This is a genomic window from Marinobacter sp. JSM 1782161 (assembly GCF_011421605.1).
GTDB classification, from domain to species: Bacteria; Pseudomonadota; Gammaproteobacteria; order Pseudomonadales; family Oleiphilaceae; genus Marinobacter_A; species Marinobacter_A bohaiensis.
This window is the reverse complement of the sequence record NZ_WSSA01000003.1, coordinates 1-17,840: the sequence shown is the minus strand read 5'-3', so window position 1 is coordinate 17,840 and position 17,840 is coordinate 1. Positions and strand designations below refer to the sequence as shown.

General features: G+C 62.3%; 13 protein-coding genes. 8 read left to right on the top strand and 5 right to left on the bottom strand.

Annotated elements, in window-relative coordinates; genetic code table 11:
* Positions 1-130: 130 nt before the first annotated feature.
* Together GQB00_RS12765 and GQB00_RS12760 are read right to left on the bottom strand one after the other, a co-directional pair.
* A complete protein-coding gene (locus GQB00_RS12765) occupies positions 131-2,272 on the bottom strand; it encodes a 3-hydroxyacyl-CoA dehydrogenase NAD-binding domain-containing protein (protein ID WP_165856627.1) in 2,142 nt (713 codons plus the stop codon).
* A gap of 25 nt (positions 2,273-2,297) precedes the next feature.
* Entirely contained in the window at positions 2,298-3,506 is a 1,209-nt protein-coding gene (locus GQB00_RS12760; protein ID WP_165856626.1) for an acetyl-CoA C-acetyltransferase, read from the bottom strand.
* 249 nt (positions 3,507-3,755) lie between these two features.
* Here GQB00_RS12760 and GQB00_RS12755 point away from each other — a divergent pair, with 249 nt between their 5' ends.
* A complete protein-coding gene (locus GQB00_RS12755; RefSeq protein ID WP_111497655.1) occupies positions 3,756-4,019 on the top strand; it encodes a late competence development ComFB family protein in 264 nt (87 codons plus the stop codon).
* 91 nt (positions 4,020-4,110) lie between these two features.
* Here GQB00_RS12755 and GQB00_RS12750 read toward each other — a convergent pair whose 3' ends face one another.
* On the bottom strand, positions 4,111-6,768 hold the full coding sequence (locus GQB00_RS12750) for a DUF349 domain-containing protein (RefSeq protein ID WP_165856625.1): 2,658 nt from the start codon (positions 6,766-6,768) through the stop codon (positions 4,111-4,113).
* Between the two features lie 195 nt (positions 6,769-6,963).
* Between GQB00_RS12750 and GQB00_RS12745 the strand changes: the two genes are divergently transcribed.
* Complete coding sequence (locus GQB00_RS12745) at positions 6,964-7,464, top strand: regulatory protein RecX (protein WP_165856624.1); 501 nt, start codon at positions 6,964-6,966, stop codon at positions 7,462-7,464.
* A 27-nt stretch (positions 7,465-7,491) separates the two neighbouring features.
* On the opposite strand, the gene mltF is transcribed toward GQB00_RS12745, so the two are convergent.
* Positions 7,492-8,961 carry a membrane-bound lytic murein transglycosylase MltF gene (gene mltF / locus GQB00_RS12740; RefSeq protein WP_165857080.1) on the bottom strand — a complete coding sequence of 490 codons (1,470 nt, stop codon included), beginning with the start codon at positions 8,959-8,961 and terminating at the stop codon, positions 7,492-7,494.
* A gap of 566 nt (positions 8,962-9,527) precedes the next feature.
* On the opposite strand from mltF, the gene purL reads away from it, so the two are divergent.
* Complete coding sequence (purL, locus tag GQB00_RS12735) at positions 9,528-13,433, top strand: phosphoribosylformylglycinamidine synthase (RefSeq protein ID WP_165856623.1); 3,906 nt, start codon at positions 9,528-9,530, stop codon at positions 13,431-13,433.
* Positions 13,434-14,032: 599 nt separating this feature from the next.
* Positions 14,033-14,347 carry a YqfO family protein gene (locus tag GQB00_RS12730; protein ID WP_111497926.1) on the top strand — a complete coding sequence of 105 codons (315 nt, stop codon included), beginning with the start codon at positions 14,033-14,035 and terminating at the stop codon, positions 14,345-14,347.
* A 4-nt stretch (positions 14,348-14,351) separates the two neighbouring features.
* On the opposite strand, the gene GQB00_RS12725 is transcribed toward GQB00_RS12730, so the two are convergent.
* Positions 14,352-14,894: an NUDIX hydrolase gene (locus tag GQB00_RS12725; RefSeq protein WP_111497650.1), complete on the bottom strand. Its 543-nt coding sequence runs from the start codon at positions 14,892-14,894 to the stop codon at positions 14,352-14,354.
* Positions 14,895-15,054: 160 nt separating this feature from the next.
* On the opposite strand from GQB00_RS12725, the gene GQB00_RS12720 reads away from it, so the two are divergent.
* From GQB00_RS12720 to purT, 4 genes are read left to right on the top strand one after another with little or no spacing between them, the layout of a single operon-like run.
* Entirely contained in the window at positions 15,055-15,636 is a 582-nt protein-coding gene (locus GQB00_RS12720; RefSeq protein WP_111497649.1) for an NUDIX hydrolase, read from the top strand.
* 7 nt (positions 15,637-15,643) lie between these two features.
* Positions 15,644-16,168, top strand: a complete 525-nt coding sequence (locus GQB00_RS12715) for a gamma carbonic anhydrase family protein (protein WP_165856622.1) — start codon at positions 15,644-15,646, stop codon at positions 16,166-16,168.
* Positions 16,169-16,171: 3 nt separating this feature from the next.
* Positions 16,172-16,360, top strand: a complete 189-nt coding sequence (locus tag GQB00_RS12710) for a DUF1289 domain-containing protein (protein WP_165856621.1) — start codon at positions 16,172-16,174, stop codon at positions 16,358-16,360.
* A 57-nt stretch (positions 16,361-16,417) separates the two neighbouring features.
* Complete coding sequence (gene purT / locus GQB00_RS12705) at positions 16,418-17,599, top strand: formate-dependent phosphoribosylglycinamide formyltransferase (RefSeq protein WP_111497647.1); 1,182 nt, start codon at positions 16,418-16,420, stop codon at positions 17,597-17,599.
* The last annotated feature ends 241 nt before the right edge of the window (positions 17,600-17,840 follow it).

Here is a 17,840-nt window from a genome sequence, read left to right as displayed (position 1 = left end):
GTTGCTACCGCACGACGACGGCGAGGTCATGACAATCTGTCCATGAATCCGGACAGCGGATTGACAAAACGGGAGGGGAGGGCGCAGAAACGCCCTCAGGCGGAGCCCGCGAGCGCGGGCCCATTTCAGGTCATTGAAATTTTTCATCGCGCTCCGCTTTGTCCAGCAACAGCTTCGGTGGACTGAAGCGCTCACCATAGCCTGCGGCCAGCTCCCGGGCCCGTTCCACGAAATCACGCGGGCCGTACTGGTTGATGAACTGGACGGCGCCGCCGGCCCAGGCGGCAAAGCCGATCCCGAAGATGCTGCCGACGTTGGCGTCCGCCACCGTGCGCAGGACGTTCTCCTCCAGGCAGCGTACGGTTTCGATCGCCTGGATGAACAGCAGTCGGTCCTTGAGGGTTTGCAGATCGGCTTTTCCAGCTGTCGGAAAGGCATCCGCCAGGCCCGGCCACAGATGTTTGCGGCCGGACTCCGGATAGTCGTAGAACCCGGCGCCCGCGGCTTTGCCTTTGCGGCCGAACTCGTCCACCAGACGGTCGATCACCGCCTCGGCCGGATGGGGCTGCCAGCTGCCGCCGGCGGCTTCGGTGTCTTTCCGGCTCTGGTTGCGGATGTGCTGGACCAGCGTCAGGCTGACCTCGTCGCAGACCGCCAGCGGCCCGACCGGCATACCCGCCAGGACACCGGCGTTCTCGATGCTGGCTGGCGCGATGCCTTCCTGCACCATGGCCACGCCCTCATTGACGAAGGTGCCAAAGACCCGCGAGGTGAAGAAGCCGCGGCTGTCGTTCACGACGATGGGGATCTTGCCGATCTGCTGCACGTAGTCGAAGGCTCGGGCCAGGGTGTCGTCGGAGGTCTGCTCGCCGACGATGATTTCCACCAGCTGCATCTTGTCGACTGGAGAGAAGAAGTGCAGGCCGATGAACTTGTCCGGGCGAGCGGACGCTTTGGCCAGTTGGGTAATCGGGATGGTCGATGTGTTGGAGGCGAATATCCCGCCTTCGGCGAGCCGCTGTTCGGCCTCCTGTGTGACTTTGGCCTTGAGGTCGCTGTCCTCGAACACGGCTTCGATGATCAGGTCGCAGCCGTCCAGGTCGTCGGCGGATGCCGTAGGCTGGATGCGCGCCAGCACGGCGTCTCTTTCGGCGTCGGACAGTCGGCCCCGGCTGACTTTCTTGTCCAGCAGTTTCTGCGAGTAACCCCTGCCTTTCTCGGCGTTCTCCAGGGACACGTCCTTGAGCACCACGTCCAGGCCGCGCGCGGCCGTTGAGTAGGCGATGCCGGCGCCCATCATGCCCGCGCCGAGGACGCCGACTTTGTGGAAACGTGCCCGGTCGACTCCCTGCGGGCGGCTCTCACCGGCCTTGATAGCGTTGAGCTGAAACCAGAAGGTGCCGGTCATGTTCTTGGCCACCTGGCCGCAGACCAGTTGTGCGAAGTAGCGGGTCTCAATCAGCTGGGCGCTGTCGAAATCCACCTGGGCGCCCTCAACGGCGGCTGACAGGATGGCTTCCGGTGCCGGATAACAGCCTTTGGTTTTCTGGCGCAGCATGGCCGGGGCGATGGCCAGTTTCTGGGCCATGGCGGGATGCTGGGGACCGCCACCCGGCATCTTGAAGCCTTTCCTGTCCCAAGGCTGCTGGCAGCTAGGGTTGGCGTCGATAAAGGCGCGGGCCTGCTGGATCAGTTCGTCGGTATCGGAGGCGAGCGCATCGACGATACCGGCCTTGAGGGCGGCTTTCGGCGTCGCCTTCTTGCCTTCCATCAGATAGGGGAAGGACGCTTCCAGCCCTAGCATGCGCGGCAGGCGCTGGGTGCCGCCTCCGCCGGGCAGCAGGCCCAGCGTCACTTCCGGCAGCCCCAGCTGGATCCGGTCGTCGTCCAGCACCACGCGGTGGTGGCAGGCCAGGCATAGTTCCAGACCACCGCCCAGGGCGCTGCCGTTGATCGCCGCCACCACCGGTTTGCCGGCGAGTTCCAGTGTGCGCATCTGACGCTTGAGGTTGTTGACCATGGCTTCGAAGTCACCCGCCTGGTCCTCGGTGACCTGGTACAGCTCGTTCAGGTCTCCGCCGGCAAAAAAAGTGCTCTTGGCGGAGGTCAGGATAATCCCGCAGAGGCGCTCCAGATCCTGCTCGACGCGGCTGACGGTGTCGGTCAGCGCCTCCCGGAAGGCCGCGTTCATGGTGTTGGCTGACTGGCCGGGCATGTCGATGGTCAGGGTGAGGATGTTCTGGTCGTCGATGTCGTAATGAATGGCACTCATGATTGGATCCTTCTCCTGTCCCGGCTCAGCAACGTTCGATGATGGTGGCGATACCCATGCCGCCGCCCACGCACAGGGTGGCGAGCCCGTAGTGCTGCTCACGGCGCTCCAGTTCATCCAGCAGGGTGCCCAGGATCATCGCGCCGGTGGCGCCCAGCGGGTGGCCCATGGCAATGGCGCCGCCGTTGACGTTGAGCTTCTCGTCCGGCACCTCCAGTTCGCGCTGGAAGCGCATGACCACTGAGGCAAAGGCCTCGTTCACCTCGAACAGGTCGATCTGGTCGGCACTCATGCCCGCCTTGGCGAGGGCCTTGCGGGTGGCCGGCGCGGGCCCGGTGAGCATGATGGTGGGATCGGTCCCCGTCACCGCCGTGGCCAGGATGCGGGCGCGGGGCTTGAGCCCCAGTTCGCGGCCCTTGGCCTCGCTGCCGATCAGCAGCGCGGTGGCGCCGTCGACGATGCCGGAGGAATTGCCGGCGTGGTGGACGTGATGGATGGTTTCCACATCGTGGTACTTCTCCCGGGCCACGCCGTCGAAGCCCATTTCGCCCATCATCTGGAACGAGGGTTTGAGCTGGGCCAGGGACTCGAGGGTAGTGCCGGCGCGAACATGTTCGTCGCGATCCAGGATCATCACGCCGCTCTGGTCGGTGACCGGCACGATCGAGTGCCTGAAGTGGCCCTGTTCCCAGGCGGCAGCGGCTTTCTGCTGGGAGTTCACGGCGAAGCGGTCCACGTCCTCTCGGGTGAAGCCTTCCAGGGTGGCGATCAGGTCGGCGCCGATCCCCTGGGGCATGAAGCCGGTGGTCAGGTTGGTGGCCGGGTCGCTGGCCCAGGCGCCGCCGTCGGAACCCATGGGCACCCGCGACATGGATTCCACACCGCCGGCGACGATCAGGTCCTCCCAGCCCGAGCGGACTTTCATCGCCGCCAGGTTGACCGCCTCCAGTCCGGACGCGCAGAAGCGGTTGAGGGTGACGCCGGCCACGACTTCGTCCCAGCCGGCGGCGAGGGCGGCGGTCTTGGCGATGTCGGCACCCTGGTCGCCCACGGCGGTGACGCAGCCCATGACGATGTCGTCCACCTGGGCGGTGTCCAGTTGGCTGCGCTGTTGCAGGGCGTCCAGCACCGTGGTCATCAGGGTGATGGGCTTGACGCTGTGCAAAGCGCCGTCCTTCTTGCCGCGTCCCCGCGGTGTGCGCACCGCGTCGTAGATAAAGGCGTCTGTGGTCATTGTTGTTCCTCTGCCGTCAAAGCGGGATCGGGTTGGGGGATCGGGTCCGCTTATTCCCGGCGGTGTCTTCAGCCTGCTACGGCCCCGACCACTCTAAAAGTAGACTGCCAAGATAACGGCGCGTTCCGGCTCCTGTAATGACGCGGGCTGCCAACCGGATTGGCGAAACTGCTCAGGTTGCGGGTACCTGACAGCGGCGAGACGGCCAACTAGGCTTGTTGGAACGGACGGCTGAGGAAGGAGTGCTGGATGTCGTTGCTCGATACAATCGATAATTTCTACGAGCGCCTGGTGGCGGATGCCATCGAAGACACGCGGGCACCGGAGGACGACGAGGACTATCTGGCGGACGTGATGTGCGTGGCTCTTAACCGGCTGCCAACGCGTTATTACCGCCATTCGATCGATATGCGCTTCTATCTGGCCGACCCGGAAATGCAGGAGATGCGGGACCGGGTGCGTTTGGCGGTAGCCCAGGCGAGAGACTTCGTGCACTCCCACTCGCGGGAATAGGCAAGGCCGGAGCCCGACGTCTGTCTGAAGGAAGGGTGCCGGCGTCCCATCTGTCGGGACGCCGGTTTCGAGGCGTTGCCGTCTTCGTCCGTTAGCCGGCTTTCCACTGGGCCAGCACCTGAAGCAGGCGCGGCAACAGCTGCTCGGCATCGTCGGCGCTGATGGCCTGGGCGCACCAGCAATCCACCAGGCGTTCGATTTCCGTCTCGGGACGGCTGGTGTCCGGGTTGCTGCTGCCCATGCCGGCGGCCAGACGTTCTACCTGCTGCTTCATGCGCAGCTCCTGGTCCGCCTCGGGTGACGGCTGGCCGGTGGCGATTTCCAGGCGCACGGCGATTTCCCGTGGAGCCGGCAGTGACTCCGGCAGTCGGGTGCTGTCGACAGCTTCCTGCTCGGTGGCAAAGCGCTGCAGACGCGCTTCCCAGTCCGCTGTTTGTTGTGAACGCTCAAGCGCGCCGATCGCGGACTCCAAGGCTCGGCGCTCGGCGCTCAGTGCTTCGTTGACGTCGGCCGGGAGTTTACGGGGCGTTGCTGTCTTTTTCAGGGTATCCAGCGCATTGCGCAGCAGCGCCGGATCGTTACCGGCCTGTTCACGCTGGGCCTGGCTTTCGCTGATCCGTTGACGCACGGTCTCCACGGCGGCGGTGTCGGCGGCGGCCTGTTCCGCCCGCTGCGCATCCCGGCGGGCAAAGATGGCATCGCAGGCGGCGCGGAACGCCTGCCATAGCTTGCGGTCTTCCCGGTGGCGGGTGATGCCCACGGCCTGCCAGTCTTTCTGCAGGGTCTTGGCCTGTTCCATGGCTTCCTGCAGCGGTTCATGGCTGATCAGGGCTTCCGCCTGGTCGACAATCTCCTGCTTGCGGGCCTCGTTGCGACGACGCTCTTCGTTAAGCGGCGCTTCAATCTGCTTGAGCAGGCGGTCGAACCGCTTCTGCAACGGCCGGTTGGCCTTGAAGTCGATGGGCCAGGCTTCGCGCCATTCCTCCCGGGCCACCCGATGAATGCGCTCGACCGCTTTCCAGTCGACGTTGTGCCAGTCGGCGTTTTCGGCGAACGCCTCCAACTGCTGGCAAATCGCTTCCCGCTTCTCGATATTGACGTGCTTGAGCTCCGACTTGGCGGCAAAGTATGCCTGGCAGGGTTCATAGGCTTTGTCGGACGCCTGTTTGAAGCGTTGCCACAGGGACTGGTCCGAGGAACCGCCCAGATCGCGCCATTCCTGTTGCAGCTCCTTGATGTGGGTCGCCTTGACCTCCGGCTCCATGTGCTGGGTGGCCAGGTATTCCATGGCTTCGCACAGTTCTTCCTGCTTGGGGCGGGTGGCAAAGCCGCGCCAGTCCTGCAGATCCTTCAGTTGCCGCCCCAGCAGGGTGAGGCGCGCGTGGCGTGAGCCGGCGTGCTTGTGGTCCAGGGCGTTGAAGGCGTGCTGGGCCTGCTTGTGGAGCTGGCGGGACTCGGCGAAATGGTCCTGCTCCAGCGCTGTTTCCAGGCGGTCGAGCAGTTGGTCGAGGGTCTTCTGCTGCTCTTTCTGGTCGCTGGCGTGCGCTTTCTTTTCTTTCTGCACATGGCCGAGGGTGCGCGCCGCGGCCGCGATGGCCTCCGGGCGGGCAAAGTCATCGGGCCAGTCCACGTCGTCCAGCAGGTGTCGGAGTTGTCCGCTGTCCGGTTGTTCGCTGGCGAGCAGGTTGTCGAGTTGCTCCTGCTGGTTGTGCAGGCGCTGCACCGCGCTGATGTACTGACGCAGGTCGTGCATCAGTGCCTGGTAGTCCTTTTGCTCGGCTTTGCCCACCTCGGTTTCCCGGGTGGCTTCCATCCAGCGGTTTTCCTGGGTTTTCTGCAGGGCGTCCAGTGACGACAGGGAAGGGCCGCGCGGATCGACGCTGGCCTTGAGGTCGTCCAGGGTCTGCTGCAACAGCTCCAGGGTCGCCTGGCGTTCGGTCTGTTTGCGGTCGGACTCCGCTTCCCGCTCGGAGGCCGCTTCCGCTTCGCGGATGCGGTCCTGACATTCCTTCATGGCGCTCAGGAAGGCTGTCTGCTGTTCAGTGGAGGCCTGGGCCGACAGGTTGCGCCACTGGGACTGCAGGCTATCCACGCGGGCGCTGTAGAGCTGCATGTTGTCGGTCCGGGCATGCTCCTGGGTCTGGCGGACCAGCTCGTCGATGGCGTCCTGGGTCTTGCGGGCTTCGGCCTGGTCCTGGCGCAGGGCCTGCAGTTTCTTGCGGGTCAGCTGGTAGACGCCCTTGTCACGCCCTTTGGCCGCTTTCTGCAGGCTGAGCAGGTCGTCTTCCGCCTCGATTTTCTCCGCTGCGGCGAGGCGCACGGCGGCAGTCTTGCCCTCAATGGCCAGCTTTAGCAGCTGCGCCGGATCCGTGTCCGCCGAGACCTGTTCGTGGCCCGTCGGTGACGGCTCGCACAGTTGCTGGATCAGGGTCTGGAGGTCGGCGCCGGCGAGGGCGTTTTTCGCGTCCTGGATCTGGCCGGGTGAGCCCTGGGCCAGCTGGCTGATGCGCTGGGCGAGGATGTTGCGCAGCGCCGCGGAGGCATCGGGATAAAGCGGGATCAGGTGTTTGATGTGGGGGATTTTCTCGACCGCGGCAGCCTTCTGGCTGTTGGTTTCCGCCGACTGGGCGAACTCGATCAGGGTGTCGAGGTCCTTGGCGTCGTCCGGGTTGAGCTGGTTGAGGTCAACGGAGGCCGGGCCGCTGTCGGATTTGCGATTTTTGAAGAGTTTCTTGATGAATGCCGCCATAACTGGGCTCCCCACACTGGATGGCAAATTGCTGGTCAGACCGCGGACCAGAATCGGGCAGTCGCGGTTGCGACTGCCGGCAGACGGGGCGGGGCCAATCGACGCCCGCTCGTTCGGTGGGTTAGTCTAATCTTTTTGGCGACCGCCTGCACAGGTGTGGGGCGGTGGATTGCGACAGGTTCTGGAAAGGCTTTCATGGCGTTCCGCAAGGGAAAATCCGAAAACGAAGAGCCTGAGTACCGGGCGCGTTCGGTCGCGCTCAAACTCCTGGCCCGGCGTGAGCACAGCCGGCAGGAACTGAGGCTGAAATTGATGCAGCGAAAGCTGGCGCCGGAGGTGATCGACCCGGTGCTCGACGATTACGAGGCGGAGGGCTGGCTGGACGACGATCGCTTCGCCGACGTCTACGCGCGCCAGCGCATGGAGCTGGGTTACGGGCCCCTGCGCATCGAGAGCGAGCTGCAGCAGCGTGGCGTCTTCACGCGGCCGTCCTGTCTGGTTGAGGTGAGCGATGAGCAGTGGGCGCAATGGGCGACCCGGACACGGCGGCGGCGTTTCGGAATCGGCGAGGAGCGTCTGGGGTGGGACGACCGAGTGCGCCAGGCGCGCTTCCTGGCCCAGCGCGGCTTCACCGGCGAACAGGCGGAACGGGCCCTGGAGGTGCGGGAAGAGTCACTGGATCCGCCGGCGGAGTAAACTGGTCCGACGGACCGGGCCGGCCCGTCACAGGGTCGGCGGTGCGACGCTCAGTTCCTGGGGAACCCGCACCGGCTGAACCGGCGCCAGGGTGTCGTCGCTCGGTTGGGCGGCGTCGAGCTCAGGGAAGTCCGGAGACTGGGCCAACTGCTCGGTGGGGTTGATAGGCTCCTTCATCCACACCAGCACGTCGTAGTAGCGGCGGATGTTCTGCACATAGACCACCGGTTCGTGGCCCCGGGCGTAGCCGTAGCGGGTTTTCGAGTACCACTCTTTCTGTGCCAGCAGCGGCAGGTATTCCTTGACGTCGACCCAGCGGTCCGGATCGCGGCCGTCGGCCTCGGTCAGGCGGCGGGCGTCTTCCAGGTGGCCGAAGCCCACGTTGTAGGAGGCCAGTGCGAACCAGGAACGGTCCGGTTCGGGAATGTCGTCGGGAATCTGGTCGTGCACCATCTGGAAATAGCGGGCGCCGCCTTCAATGCTTTTCTCCGGATCCAGGCGGTTGTCGATGCCCACGTATTCGGCGGTGTTCTGGGTCAGCATCATCATGCCGCGCACGCCGGTGGGCGACACCGCGTTGGGGCGCCAGTGGGATTCCTGGTAGCCGATCGCCGCCAACAGACGCCAGTCCATTTTGTATTTCTCGGCGGTGGCCTGGAACACCAGCTCGTAGTTGGGCAGCCGGTTGCGGACGTGGTAGACGAACGTACGCGCGCCCACATAGTTGAGCCGGTCCAGGTGGCCGTAGAAACGCTCTCGCAGCTGCTTGAGACGGCCGTTGGCCTGCATTTTTTGCAGGAACTGCCGGGCCGCGTTGGCGAGGGTGTCGTCCTGTTCGCTGGGGAAAAGCCAGGCGATGGGCTGCGGCTCGTTCAGGTCGAAACCTTTCTTGACGTGGGGGAAGAACACCTGGTTCAGGGCCAGCTCGGTGGAGTCCACCACCGCTACTTCGAACTCCCCGGACTCGACCCGCTCAAGGATGCCGGCGGTATCCAGATCGTCATGAGCCTGCCAGTGCAGGCCCGGCTGTTGCTGGGCCAGCTTGCGTAGCGGCGCGATGTGATTGCTGTTGGCGACGGCGTGGATGACGCGATCGCCGATGTCTTTGGCGTTACCGGCCGTATCGGCATCGCGGTTGTAGATCAGGGTGGACTGCACGCTCAGGTTGATGGGCACGCTCTTGAAGGCTTGCGTGCTGGGCAGGGTGTTGGTCAGACCGGCCAGGCCGATATGTGCATAGCCCTGTTTGAGCACCGACAGGATCTGGCCGTTGCCTTCGGCTTCGCGGACTCTCAGTTCCACGCCCAGCTCGTCGGCGAAGCGTTTGGCCAGTTCGTATTCATACCCCGTTGGACCGTCTCGGCCGTCGTAATAAACGGATGGCGAGGGGCGGGCGATGACGTGCAGTACGCCTTCCTGACGCAGCTCTTCCAGTGTCGACGGGCGCGAACAGGCCGTCAGGGCACCGGCGATGCCCAGCACGAGAGCCAGGCCCATCGGGCCGCGGCGTGCTGATTTCAGGATGGAAATAACGGGCAAGTATCTGCTCTCCCTCACCGTATCCACGCTGGGATGGGTTCCTTCTTGCTTTGCAGAAGACTCTGTTTAGCGGCGTTGGGCCGGGCTCTGTGACCGGCACCCTGATGCACTGAGGCTGTGCTTTCCGCATTCTACGGGCGGTTGGCGCTCCGGTGCGACGCGCAAAGGACGTACCGGTGTCGTTCGATATAGCTGGATCATGGCCAAAAGCTTCGGGAGGGTCAATCGGATGCCGGTCGAAGTCTGCAAAAGGGTGTAAATTTTAATGATGTGGTAACTTTTTATACAGTTGCTTCGGTTGGCCCGGGCGGATGATCGGACGGCCAGGATCCGGGCTTCAGGGGCGTCGGAGCGTGCTCGAACGCGAATTCAGTCACTTGCAGAATCGACATTCATCCGGGGCCGGCAAACCTGTATCCGGCGACCGGATTCCAGTATCATTGCGGCCGTCTTGAACGGGGGTGGCCCGCTTTTGCGGCGATTGCCCCATTGTCTCCCAGATCAGCGCGATACAGGTTTTTGCCATGCTGGAACTCCGCGGTGCCCCCGCACTTTCATCCTTCCGCTCCCAGAAGCTTCTGTCCCAGGTCCAGGCCGTGGTTCCGGAAGTCTCACGGATCTATGCGGAGTTCATGCACTTTGTGGACGTCCCCGAAGCGCTCTCGGACGATGATCAGCAGGTTCTGGATCGCCTGCTGAGCTATGGACCGGCGACTGAATCCCAGGCCGCCGAGGGCGTGCTTTTCCTGGTGGTTCCGCGCCCGGGCACGATTTCTCCGTGGTCGACCAAGGCTACGGACATTGCCCGTATTTGCGGCCTGCGCATGATTCGCCGCATCGAGCGCGGCACGGCGTTCTATGTTCATGCCGACTGTAAACTCAAGTTGGAGCAGCGTGAGGCGATTGCCGCGTTGCTGCACGATCGCATGACCCAGCGGGTGTTCCACGAGATGGGCGGCGCTGAGCTGTTGTTCCATCGCGAAGAGCCGCGCACGGCCGATCGTATTCCCGTGCTCAGTGGCGGTCGCCCGGCGCTGGTGGACGCGAACCGGATCTTGGGGCTCGCCCTGGCGGACGACGAGATCGATTACCTGGTGGACGCTTTTACCCGGCTGGAGCGTGATCCGGTGGACGTTGAGCTGATGATGTTCGCCCAGGCCAACTCCGAGCACTGCCGCCACAAGATTTTCAACGCGTCCTGGGACATCGATGGCGAAGGCCAGGAAAAGTCCCTGTTCGCCATGATCCGCAACACCTTCGAAATGAACAGCGAAGGCGTGCTGTCGGCCTATAAGGACAATGCGTCGGTGATCCGCGGTGCCCGTGCCGGCCGCTTCTATCCGGATCCGGAAAACGGTCAGTACGGCTACCATGAGGAAGACATCCACATCCTTATGAAGGTGGAGACCCACAACCACCCGACCGCCATTTCGCCCGATCCGGGATCGGCCACCGGCGCCGGCGGAGAGATCCGTGACGAGGGTGCTACCGGTCGCGGTTCCAAGCCCAAGGCGGGGCTGAGCGGTTTTACCGTTTCCAACCTGAACCTGCCGGGCGACCTGCAGCCGTGGGAAAGCGAGTATGGCAAGCCGGACCGCATCGCTTCGCCGCTGGACATCATGATCGAAGGCCCCATCGGTGGGGCTTCCTTTAATAACGAGTTCGGTCGCCCCAATCTGGCGGGCTACTTCCGCACATTCGAGCAGGCGGTGCCGAGCCCGGCCGGTGACGAGGTGCGTGGTTACCACAAGCCGATCATGATCGCCGGTGGCATGGGCAATATCCGTGAGGATCACGTCGAGAAGGGCGAGATTCCGGTGGGCGCCAAGCTGATCGTACTGGGCGGCCCGGCGATGTTGATTGGCCTCGGCGGCGGGGCGGCGTCCTCCATGGATTCCGGCAGCAGCCACGAAGATCTGGATTTTGCCTCGGTGCAACGCGGCAACCCCGAGATGGAACGTCGCTGTCAGGAAGTGATCGATCGCTGCTGGCAGATGGCGGATGAGAACCCGATCAGCTTCATCCACGACGTCGGTGCCGGCGGTCTCTCCAACGCCATGCCCGAGCTGGTCAAGGACGGTGGCCGGGGTGGTCGCTTCGAGCTGCGCGATATTCCCAGCGACGAGCCGGGCATGTCGCCGCTGGAAATCTGGTGCAACGAGTCCCAGGAGCGATACGTGCTGGCGGTCGGCCCCGATGAGCTGGAACGCTTTGATGCGATCTGTCGTCGCGAGCGCTGCCCGTACGCGGTGATCGGCGAGGCCACCGAAGAGCGTCACCTGAATCTGTCCGACGCCTACTTCGACGATAGCCCGGTGGATCTGCCGATGGACGTGCTGTTCGGCAAGCCGCCGCGCATGCACCGCAGCATCGAGCGGGCGTCCTTCACCAAGGCGATCTTCGATTCCCGCAAGATTGACGTCAACGAAGCGGCCCAGCGGATTCTGCGACTGCCTTCGGTTGGCAGCAAAAGCTTCCTGATCACGATCGGCGACCGCACCATCACCGGTCTGGTGGCCCGCGACCAGATGGTCGGGCCCTGGCAGGTGCCGGTGGCCGACGTGGCGGTCACTGCGGCCTCCTTCGATACCCTGTCGGGCGAGGCCATGGCGATGGGCGAGCGCACGCCGGTGGCGGCCATTGACGCCCCGGCCTCCGGCCGCATGGCGGTGGGCGAGGTGATTACCAATATGGCCGCGGCGTCCATCGACCAGCTTTCCGACATCCGCCTGTCGGCCAACTGGATGGCGGCGGCTGGCCATCCGGGCGAGGACGAGAATCTCTACGAGACGGTGCGTGCCGTGGGTATGGAGCTTTGCCCGGCACTGGGCATCACCATCCCGGTCGGTAAAGACTCCATGTCCATGAAGACCGTGTGGGAAGAGGACAACGGCGAGCAGAAGAGTGTGACCTCGCCCCTGTCCCTGATTGTCAGCGGTTTCGCGCCGGTGACCAACGTCCGCCGCACCTTGACGCCGGAGTTGCGTCGCGATGCCGGTGAGACGGATCTGATTTTGATCGACCTGGCGGCGGGCCAGAATCGTCTGGGCGGTTCCGCCCTCGCGCAGGTTTACAGCCAGGTGGGCGCTGTGGCTCCGGATCTGGACGACCCGGAGGATATCAAGGCTTTCTTTGCTGTTATCCAGGGACTCAATGGCGACGACAAACTGCTGGCCTACCACGACCGTTCCGATGGCGGTGTGTTCACGACACTGGTGGAAATGGCGTTTGCCGGGCACACCGGGATCGACGTCAAGCTCGATGGTCTGGCGGAAGAGTCGAGTCAGTTGGCCCGCGAGCTGTTCAACGAGGAGCTCGGCGCCATCATCCAGGTACGTCGCGAGGATACCCCGTTCGTGCTGCAGCAGTTCACCGGGGCCGGACTCGGCGACCACACGGCCGTCATTGGCACCCTGAACGACGAAGACCGGATTCGCTTCACCTTTGGTGATGAGGCTGTCATCGAAAGCAGCCGGGAGGCGTACCAGCGCCTCTGGTCCGAGACCAGCTACCGAATCCAGTCCCTGCGCGACAACGCGGACTGCGCCAAGCAGGAGTTCGACAACCTGCTGGCGCCGGCGGATCCGGGGTTGCGTGCCGATCTGACCTTTGACCTGAACGATGACATCGCGGCGCCCTACATCAACAGCGGCGCGCGCCCGAAGATTGCTGTTCTCCGGGAGCAGGGCGTCAATGGCCAGGTGGAAATGGCGGCGGCGTTTGATCGGGCCGGTTTCGATGCGGTCGACGTACACATGAGCGACCTGGTGTCCGGTCGCGTCACCCTGGAAAGCTTCCGGGCGATGGTCGCCTGCGGCGGCTTCTCTTACGGCGATGTGCTGGGTGCCGGTGAGGGGTGGGCCAAGTCCATCCTGTTCAACGAGCGGGTTCGCGACCAGTTCGAGGGCTTCTTCGCTCGCAACGACACTCTGGCGCTGGGGGTGTGCAACGGCTGTCAGATGCTGTCGAGCCTGCATGAGCTGATACCCGGCACCGAGCACTGGCCGCGCTTCGTGCGCAACGAGTCGGAACAGTTCGAGGCGCGTCTGGTCATGGTTGAGGTGCAGCAGTCACCATCGCTGTTCCTGCAGGGTATGGAAGGATCGCGGATGCCGATCGCCGTGGCCCATGGCGAAGGCCGGGTTGAGTTCTCCCGGATCGACGCGGCGTCTCGTCTGCATGAAGAGGGTCTGGTGTCTCTACGTTACATCACCAACGAGGGGCATCCAACGGAGCGTTACCCGTTTAACCCGAACGGCTCCCAGGGCGGCATTACGGGGCTGACGTCCGCGGATGGTCGCGTGACCATCATGATGCCGCATCCGGAGCGGGTATTCCGCACGGTGCAGCACTCCTGGCATCCGTCGGATTGGCAGGAAGATGGCCCGTGGTTGCGGATGTTCCGGAACGCGAGAAAGACCCTCGGCTGATCCGGCATCGACCACGTCGGTTACTAGAGAAGCCGGCCCGGATATTTCCGGGCCGGCTTTTTTGTGTCTGCCAAATTTTGTCAGCCAAAAACGCCGGAGAAGCGGGGAGCTGGTTCCAATGGTAACGAGAATGGTTACTATCGGTGACAGTCTTGCCCACAAACGTGACGTACTGGTCATGATTGCCGGTTTGTTGGCGTATCCTGGTCAGTATTTCGTCACTGGTTTGGCGGTCAAGCGATGAAATCGGGGATTTCCTCGCTTGACTTTGCTCATTTATGCACACTTGTTCCGAGCTTGTGTTTTTCATCTGCCTAAAACGCGAACACTCGGGGCAGAAACTGACCGATATCTTTAAAGTATTGATAATAAAGTAAAAAATGAAGGCGGTGAAATTGTCGCCAATTTGAGGTCAGATGCTTAACCATGGGGCTTCAGCGCCTGTTCCCCGAATATATCCCCAAGGTTATCCACAGAATCTGTGGGTAAGTCGTACAAGCGTTTGAGGGCGGGCTTTTTTGAAGGCATTGGGACTGTTGTGGATAATTCTTGAGCGCGATTCAATCCATGTTTTGCGCCGAAGCTCGTGGGAGGATGTGATGTTCAAGCTTTGCTATTTCGTGCCTGAGAGTCACCTGGAACAAACCAAGTCAGCGCTGTTTGAGGCTGGGGCAGGGCGTATCGGCGACTACGACAGCTGCGCCTGGCAGTGTTTGGGGCGGGGCCAGTTTCGGCCGCTGGACGGGAGTCAGCCATACCTGGGGCAGCAGGGAGAGGTGGAACGGGTTGATGAATACAAGGTGGAGCTGGTCTGCGAAGCGGATTTGATCCGAAATGCCATCCAAGCGCTCAAGCAGGCCCACCCTTATGAGGAGCCCGCATACGAGGTGTTGCGCGTCGAGGTTTTCGACTGAGCCGCTATTGCCCCAGCCGACGGCGGATATCGCCGATGTGCAGCGGGAAGTCGTCGCGCTCGATATCCTCGACGAAATACTCCAGCGTTTCCCGGATTGTGGGAAACGCAAGCTCCTCCCAGGGGATGTCTGCCAGCGGGAAAAGCTGGGCATCCAGGGATTCCTCGCCGGCGCCGAAGGAACCGTCTGTGAGGCTCGCCCGGAAGAACATGTGCACCTGGTCGATGTGGGGGACGTGGAGAATGGTGTAGAGGCCATCGACATTCACCGCGGCCAGCGCTTCTTCCTGGGTCTCGCGAACGGCTGCTTCGACGGTGGTTTCCGAGTTTTCCATAAAACCGGCTGGCAGCGTCCAGTACCCCTTGCGGGGTTCGATGGCCCGGCGACACAGCAGGACCTGTCCATTCCAGATGGGAACCGTGCCGGCCACGATGCGCGGGTTTTCGTAATGGATTCGGTCGCAATGATCGCAAACATAGCGATGTCGATTGTCGCCTTCCGGGATGCGATGGGTTACCGGTTTGCCGCAATGACTGCAATAATTCATTAGCCACCTCAATTCTGTATCATCCCAGTATACCGAGGCTTGCCCGCTCGTCGACCCGATTGACCAATCAATTGTCGGTTCGGTGGTGTGCGACCGATTTTCCGGATGTGATCGACGGATAGCGAGCAATCGATGTTATCGAACAAAAGGAACGCCCGGCTTGTTTAAGCATTTCAAAGAGCGTCTTGATCGTCATACGCCAAAATTGATTGCGCTGGACTATCCCGAAGCAGGGGTTCTGGTGCCCGTGACCAATGTGCCGGATAACCCCGAGCTGATCCTGACCCAGCGTGCCGCCCATCTCAAGACGCATCGAGGGCAGGTTGCCTTTCCCGGAGGCAAGCGGGACCTGTCGGATCGGTCGCTGGAAGAGACCGCGCTGCGAGAAACCCATGAGGAAATCGGCTTGCCGCCATCGGAAGTGATGGTCGCGGGCCCGTTGGGTCAGGTGGTCTCCCGTCACCGTATCCTGGTGACGCCCTTTGTTGGCATCGTGCCTCATGACGCGACATTGACGGCCAGCCCGGAAGAAATCGATGCGATCTTCAAGGTGCCGGTGTCTTTCTTTATGGAGGACAGGCGCCTGCGAACCGATGCGCTGGGATTTCAGGGGCATACCCTTTACGTCCCCTGCTATGAATGGGAGGGGTATCACATCTGGGGGTTGTCCGCGGTCGTGCTGGTTGACTTCCTGAACGCGGTGTACGATGCCGGGATCGATTTACTGGAAGCGCCGAGCTGAGGTGGTCATGAGATACGCATTGGGAGATCAGCAACCAACACTGGAGGGCGGTGATCATTTTATCGCGCACAATGCCACGGTGATTGGCCGGGTCTGCCTGCAGGATAAGGCCAGTGTCTGGTTCAACGTGGTGATTCGCGGTGACAACGACCTGATTACCGTGGGCCCGGAGTCCAACGTCCAGGATGGCACGGTGATGCATACCGATGCCGGTATACCCTTGACGTTGGGGCGGGGGGTGACCGTTGGGCACAAAGCCATGTTGCACGGCTGTGAAGTTGGCGATTATTCCCTGATCGGCATTAACGCGGTCGTCCTTAATGGAGCGAAGATCGGCAAGCATTGCCTGATTGGTGCCAATACCCTGATCCCTGAAGGGATGATCGTGCCGGACGGCTCTCTGGTTGTTGGCTCGCCGGGAAAGGTGAAGCGGGAATTGAATGACAGTCAGCGCAAGATGCTGGAGCTGAGCGCCGCGCATTATGTCGACAATGCCCGGCGCTACCGGAATGACTTTAAAGTGGTGGACTGATTGATGGCGGATAGGCATGCGGCGCTGGTGCGCTCCCCTTGTGTTGGGGTGTGTGCCCTGGATGCAGACGATATGTGCGTTGGTTGCCAGCGTACTGGTGACGAGATCACGCGCTGGTTTGATATGACCAATGACGAGCGCCGCGAGGTGATGAAGAAAGTGGCCGTGCGCGAGGAGCGGGTGGCTCTCTAGTTTCTGGTGGTCCCCAGTCGGCGGGTTTACTTGAATGGATGAAATGAGGAAAGACGAATGGTCAGTATCGGGACACCGTTGACGGAAACGGCATTCAGGGTGCTCTTTTGTGGCGCGGGTGAATTGGGTAAGGAGGTAGTGATTGAGCTTCAGCGTCTGGGCGTTGAGGTGATTGCCGTTGATCGCTACGAAAATGCGCCGGCCATGCAGGTGGCCCACCGCAGCCATGTGATCAATATGCTGGATGCGGATGAGTTGCGTCGGGTGGTCGAACTGGAGAAGCCTCATCTGGTGGTGCCTGAAATCGAGGCGATCGCCACGCCAGAGCTGGTCCGGTTGGAGCAGGAAGGTGTCCGTGTGGTGCCGACCGCTCGTGCGGTGAATCTGACCATGGACCGGGAAGGCATTCGTCGCCTGGCGGCCGAGACGCTTGGTTTGCCGACATCGCCCTATCGCTTTGCCGAAACATTGGAAGATTACCGTGCCGCCGTCGCTGAGGTTGGTTTACCGCTGGTCGTTAAGCCGGTTATGAGTTCGAGCGGCAAAGGTCAGAGCACGGTAAAAACCGAAGCGGACATCGACGCCGCCTGGGACTATGCGCAACAGGGTGGTCGCGCCGGACAGGGGCGGGTGATCGTCGAGGGCTTCGTGGATTTCGATTACGAGATTACGCTACTGACTGTTCGTCACGCGGCGGGTGTGTCTTTCTGTGATCCCATCGGCCATATCCAGGAAGATGGCGACTACCGTGAGTCCTGGCAGCCGCACCCAATGAGCGAGCTCGCGCTTGCGCGCTCCCGGGAGATCGCCGATAAAGTAACGGCTGATCTTGGTGGCTACGGAGTGTTCGGCGTAGAGCTGTTCATAAAAGGAGACGACGTCTATTTCTCCGAAGTGTCTCCGCGTCCCCATGACACGGGCCTGGTTACACTGGTGTCCCAGGACCTGTCCGAGTTCGCCCTGCATGCGAGAGCAATCTTGGGGCTGCCGGTGCCGGCGATTCGTCAGCAGGGTGCCTGTGCGTCTGCGGTTATATTGCCTACCGGTGAGTCGCGGTCACCGACCTTTACTCATATAGAAGAAGCGCTGGTAAACCCGGATACCCAAATTCGTCTGTTCGGTAAGCCTGAAATTGCGGGGCGTCGGCGCATGGGTGTTGCCCTGGCTCGGGGAGAGGATGTGGAGAGCGCTCGTGCACAGGCGCGGGTGTCGGCCGGGGCGGTTAAGGTCGAGTTTTAAGTTTCTTCAGATTTTTTTGAAAAAGGCGTTGACGGGTTCGGAGAAGTCTGTAGAATGCGCATCTCTTTCGAGGGGCACGCCACTGAGGCGGGCCAGAAATCGAAAGGCAACCGACTGATTTGCTTGAAGAATTTGATTTAAATTTTCTCGAAATCAACGGTTGACAGGGTGGCGAAACAGCGTAAAATGCGCGCCACCTTGAACGGGTCAGCCGGCAACGATTCGGCGGTTTCGGAAGCAT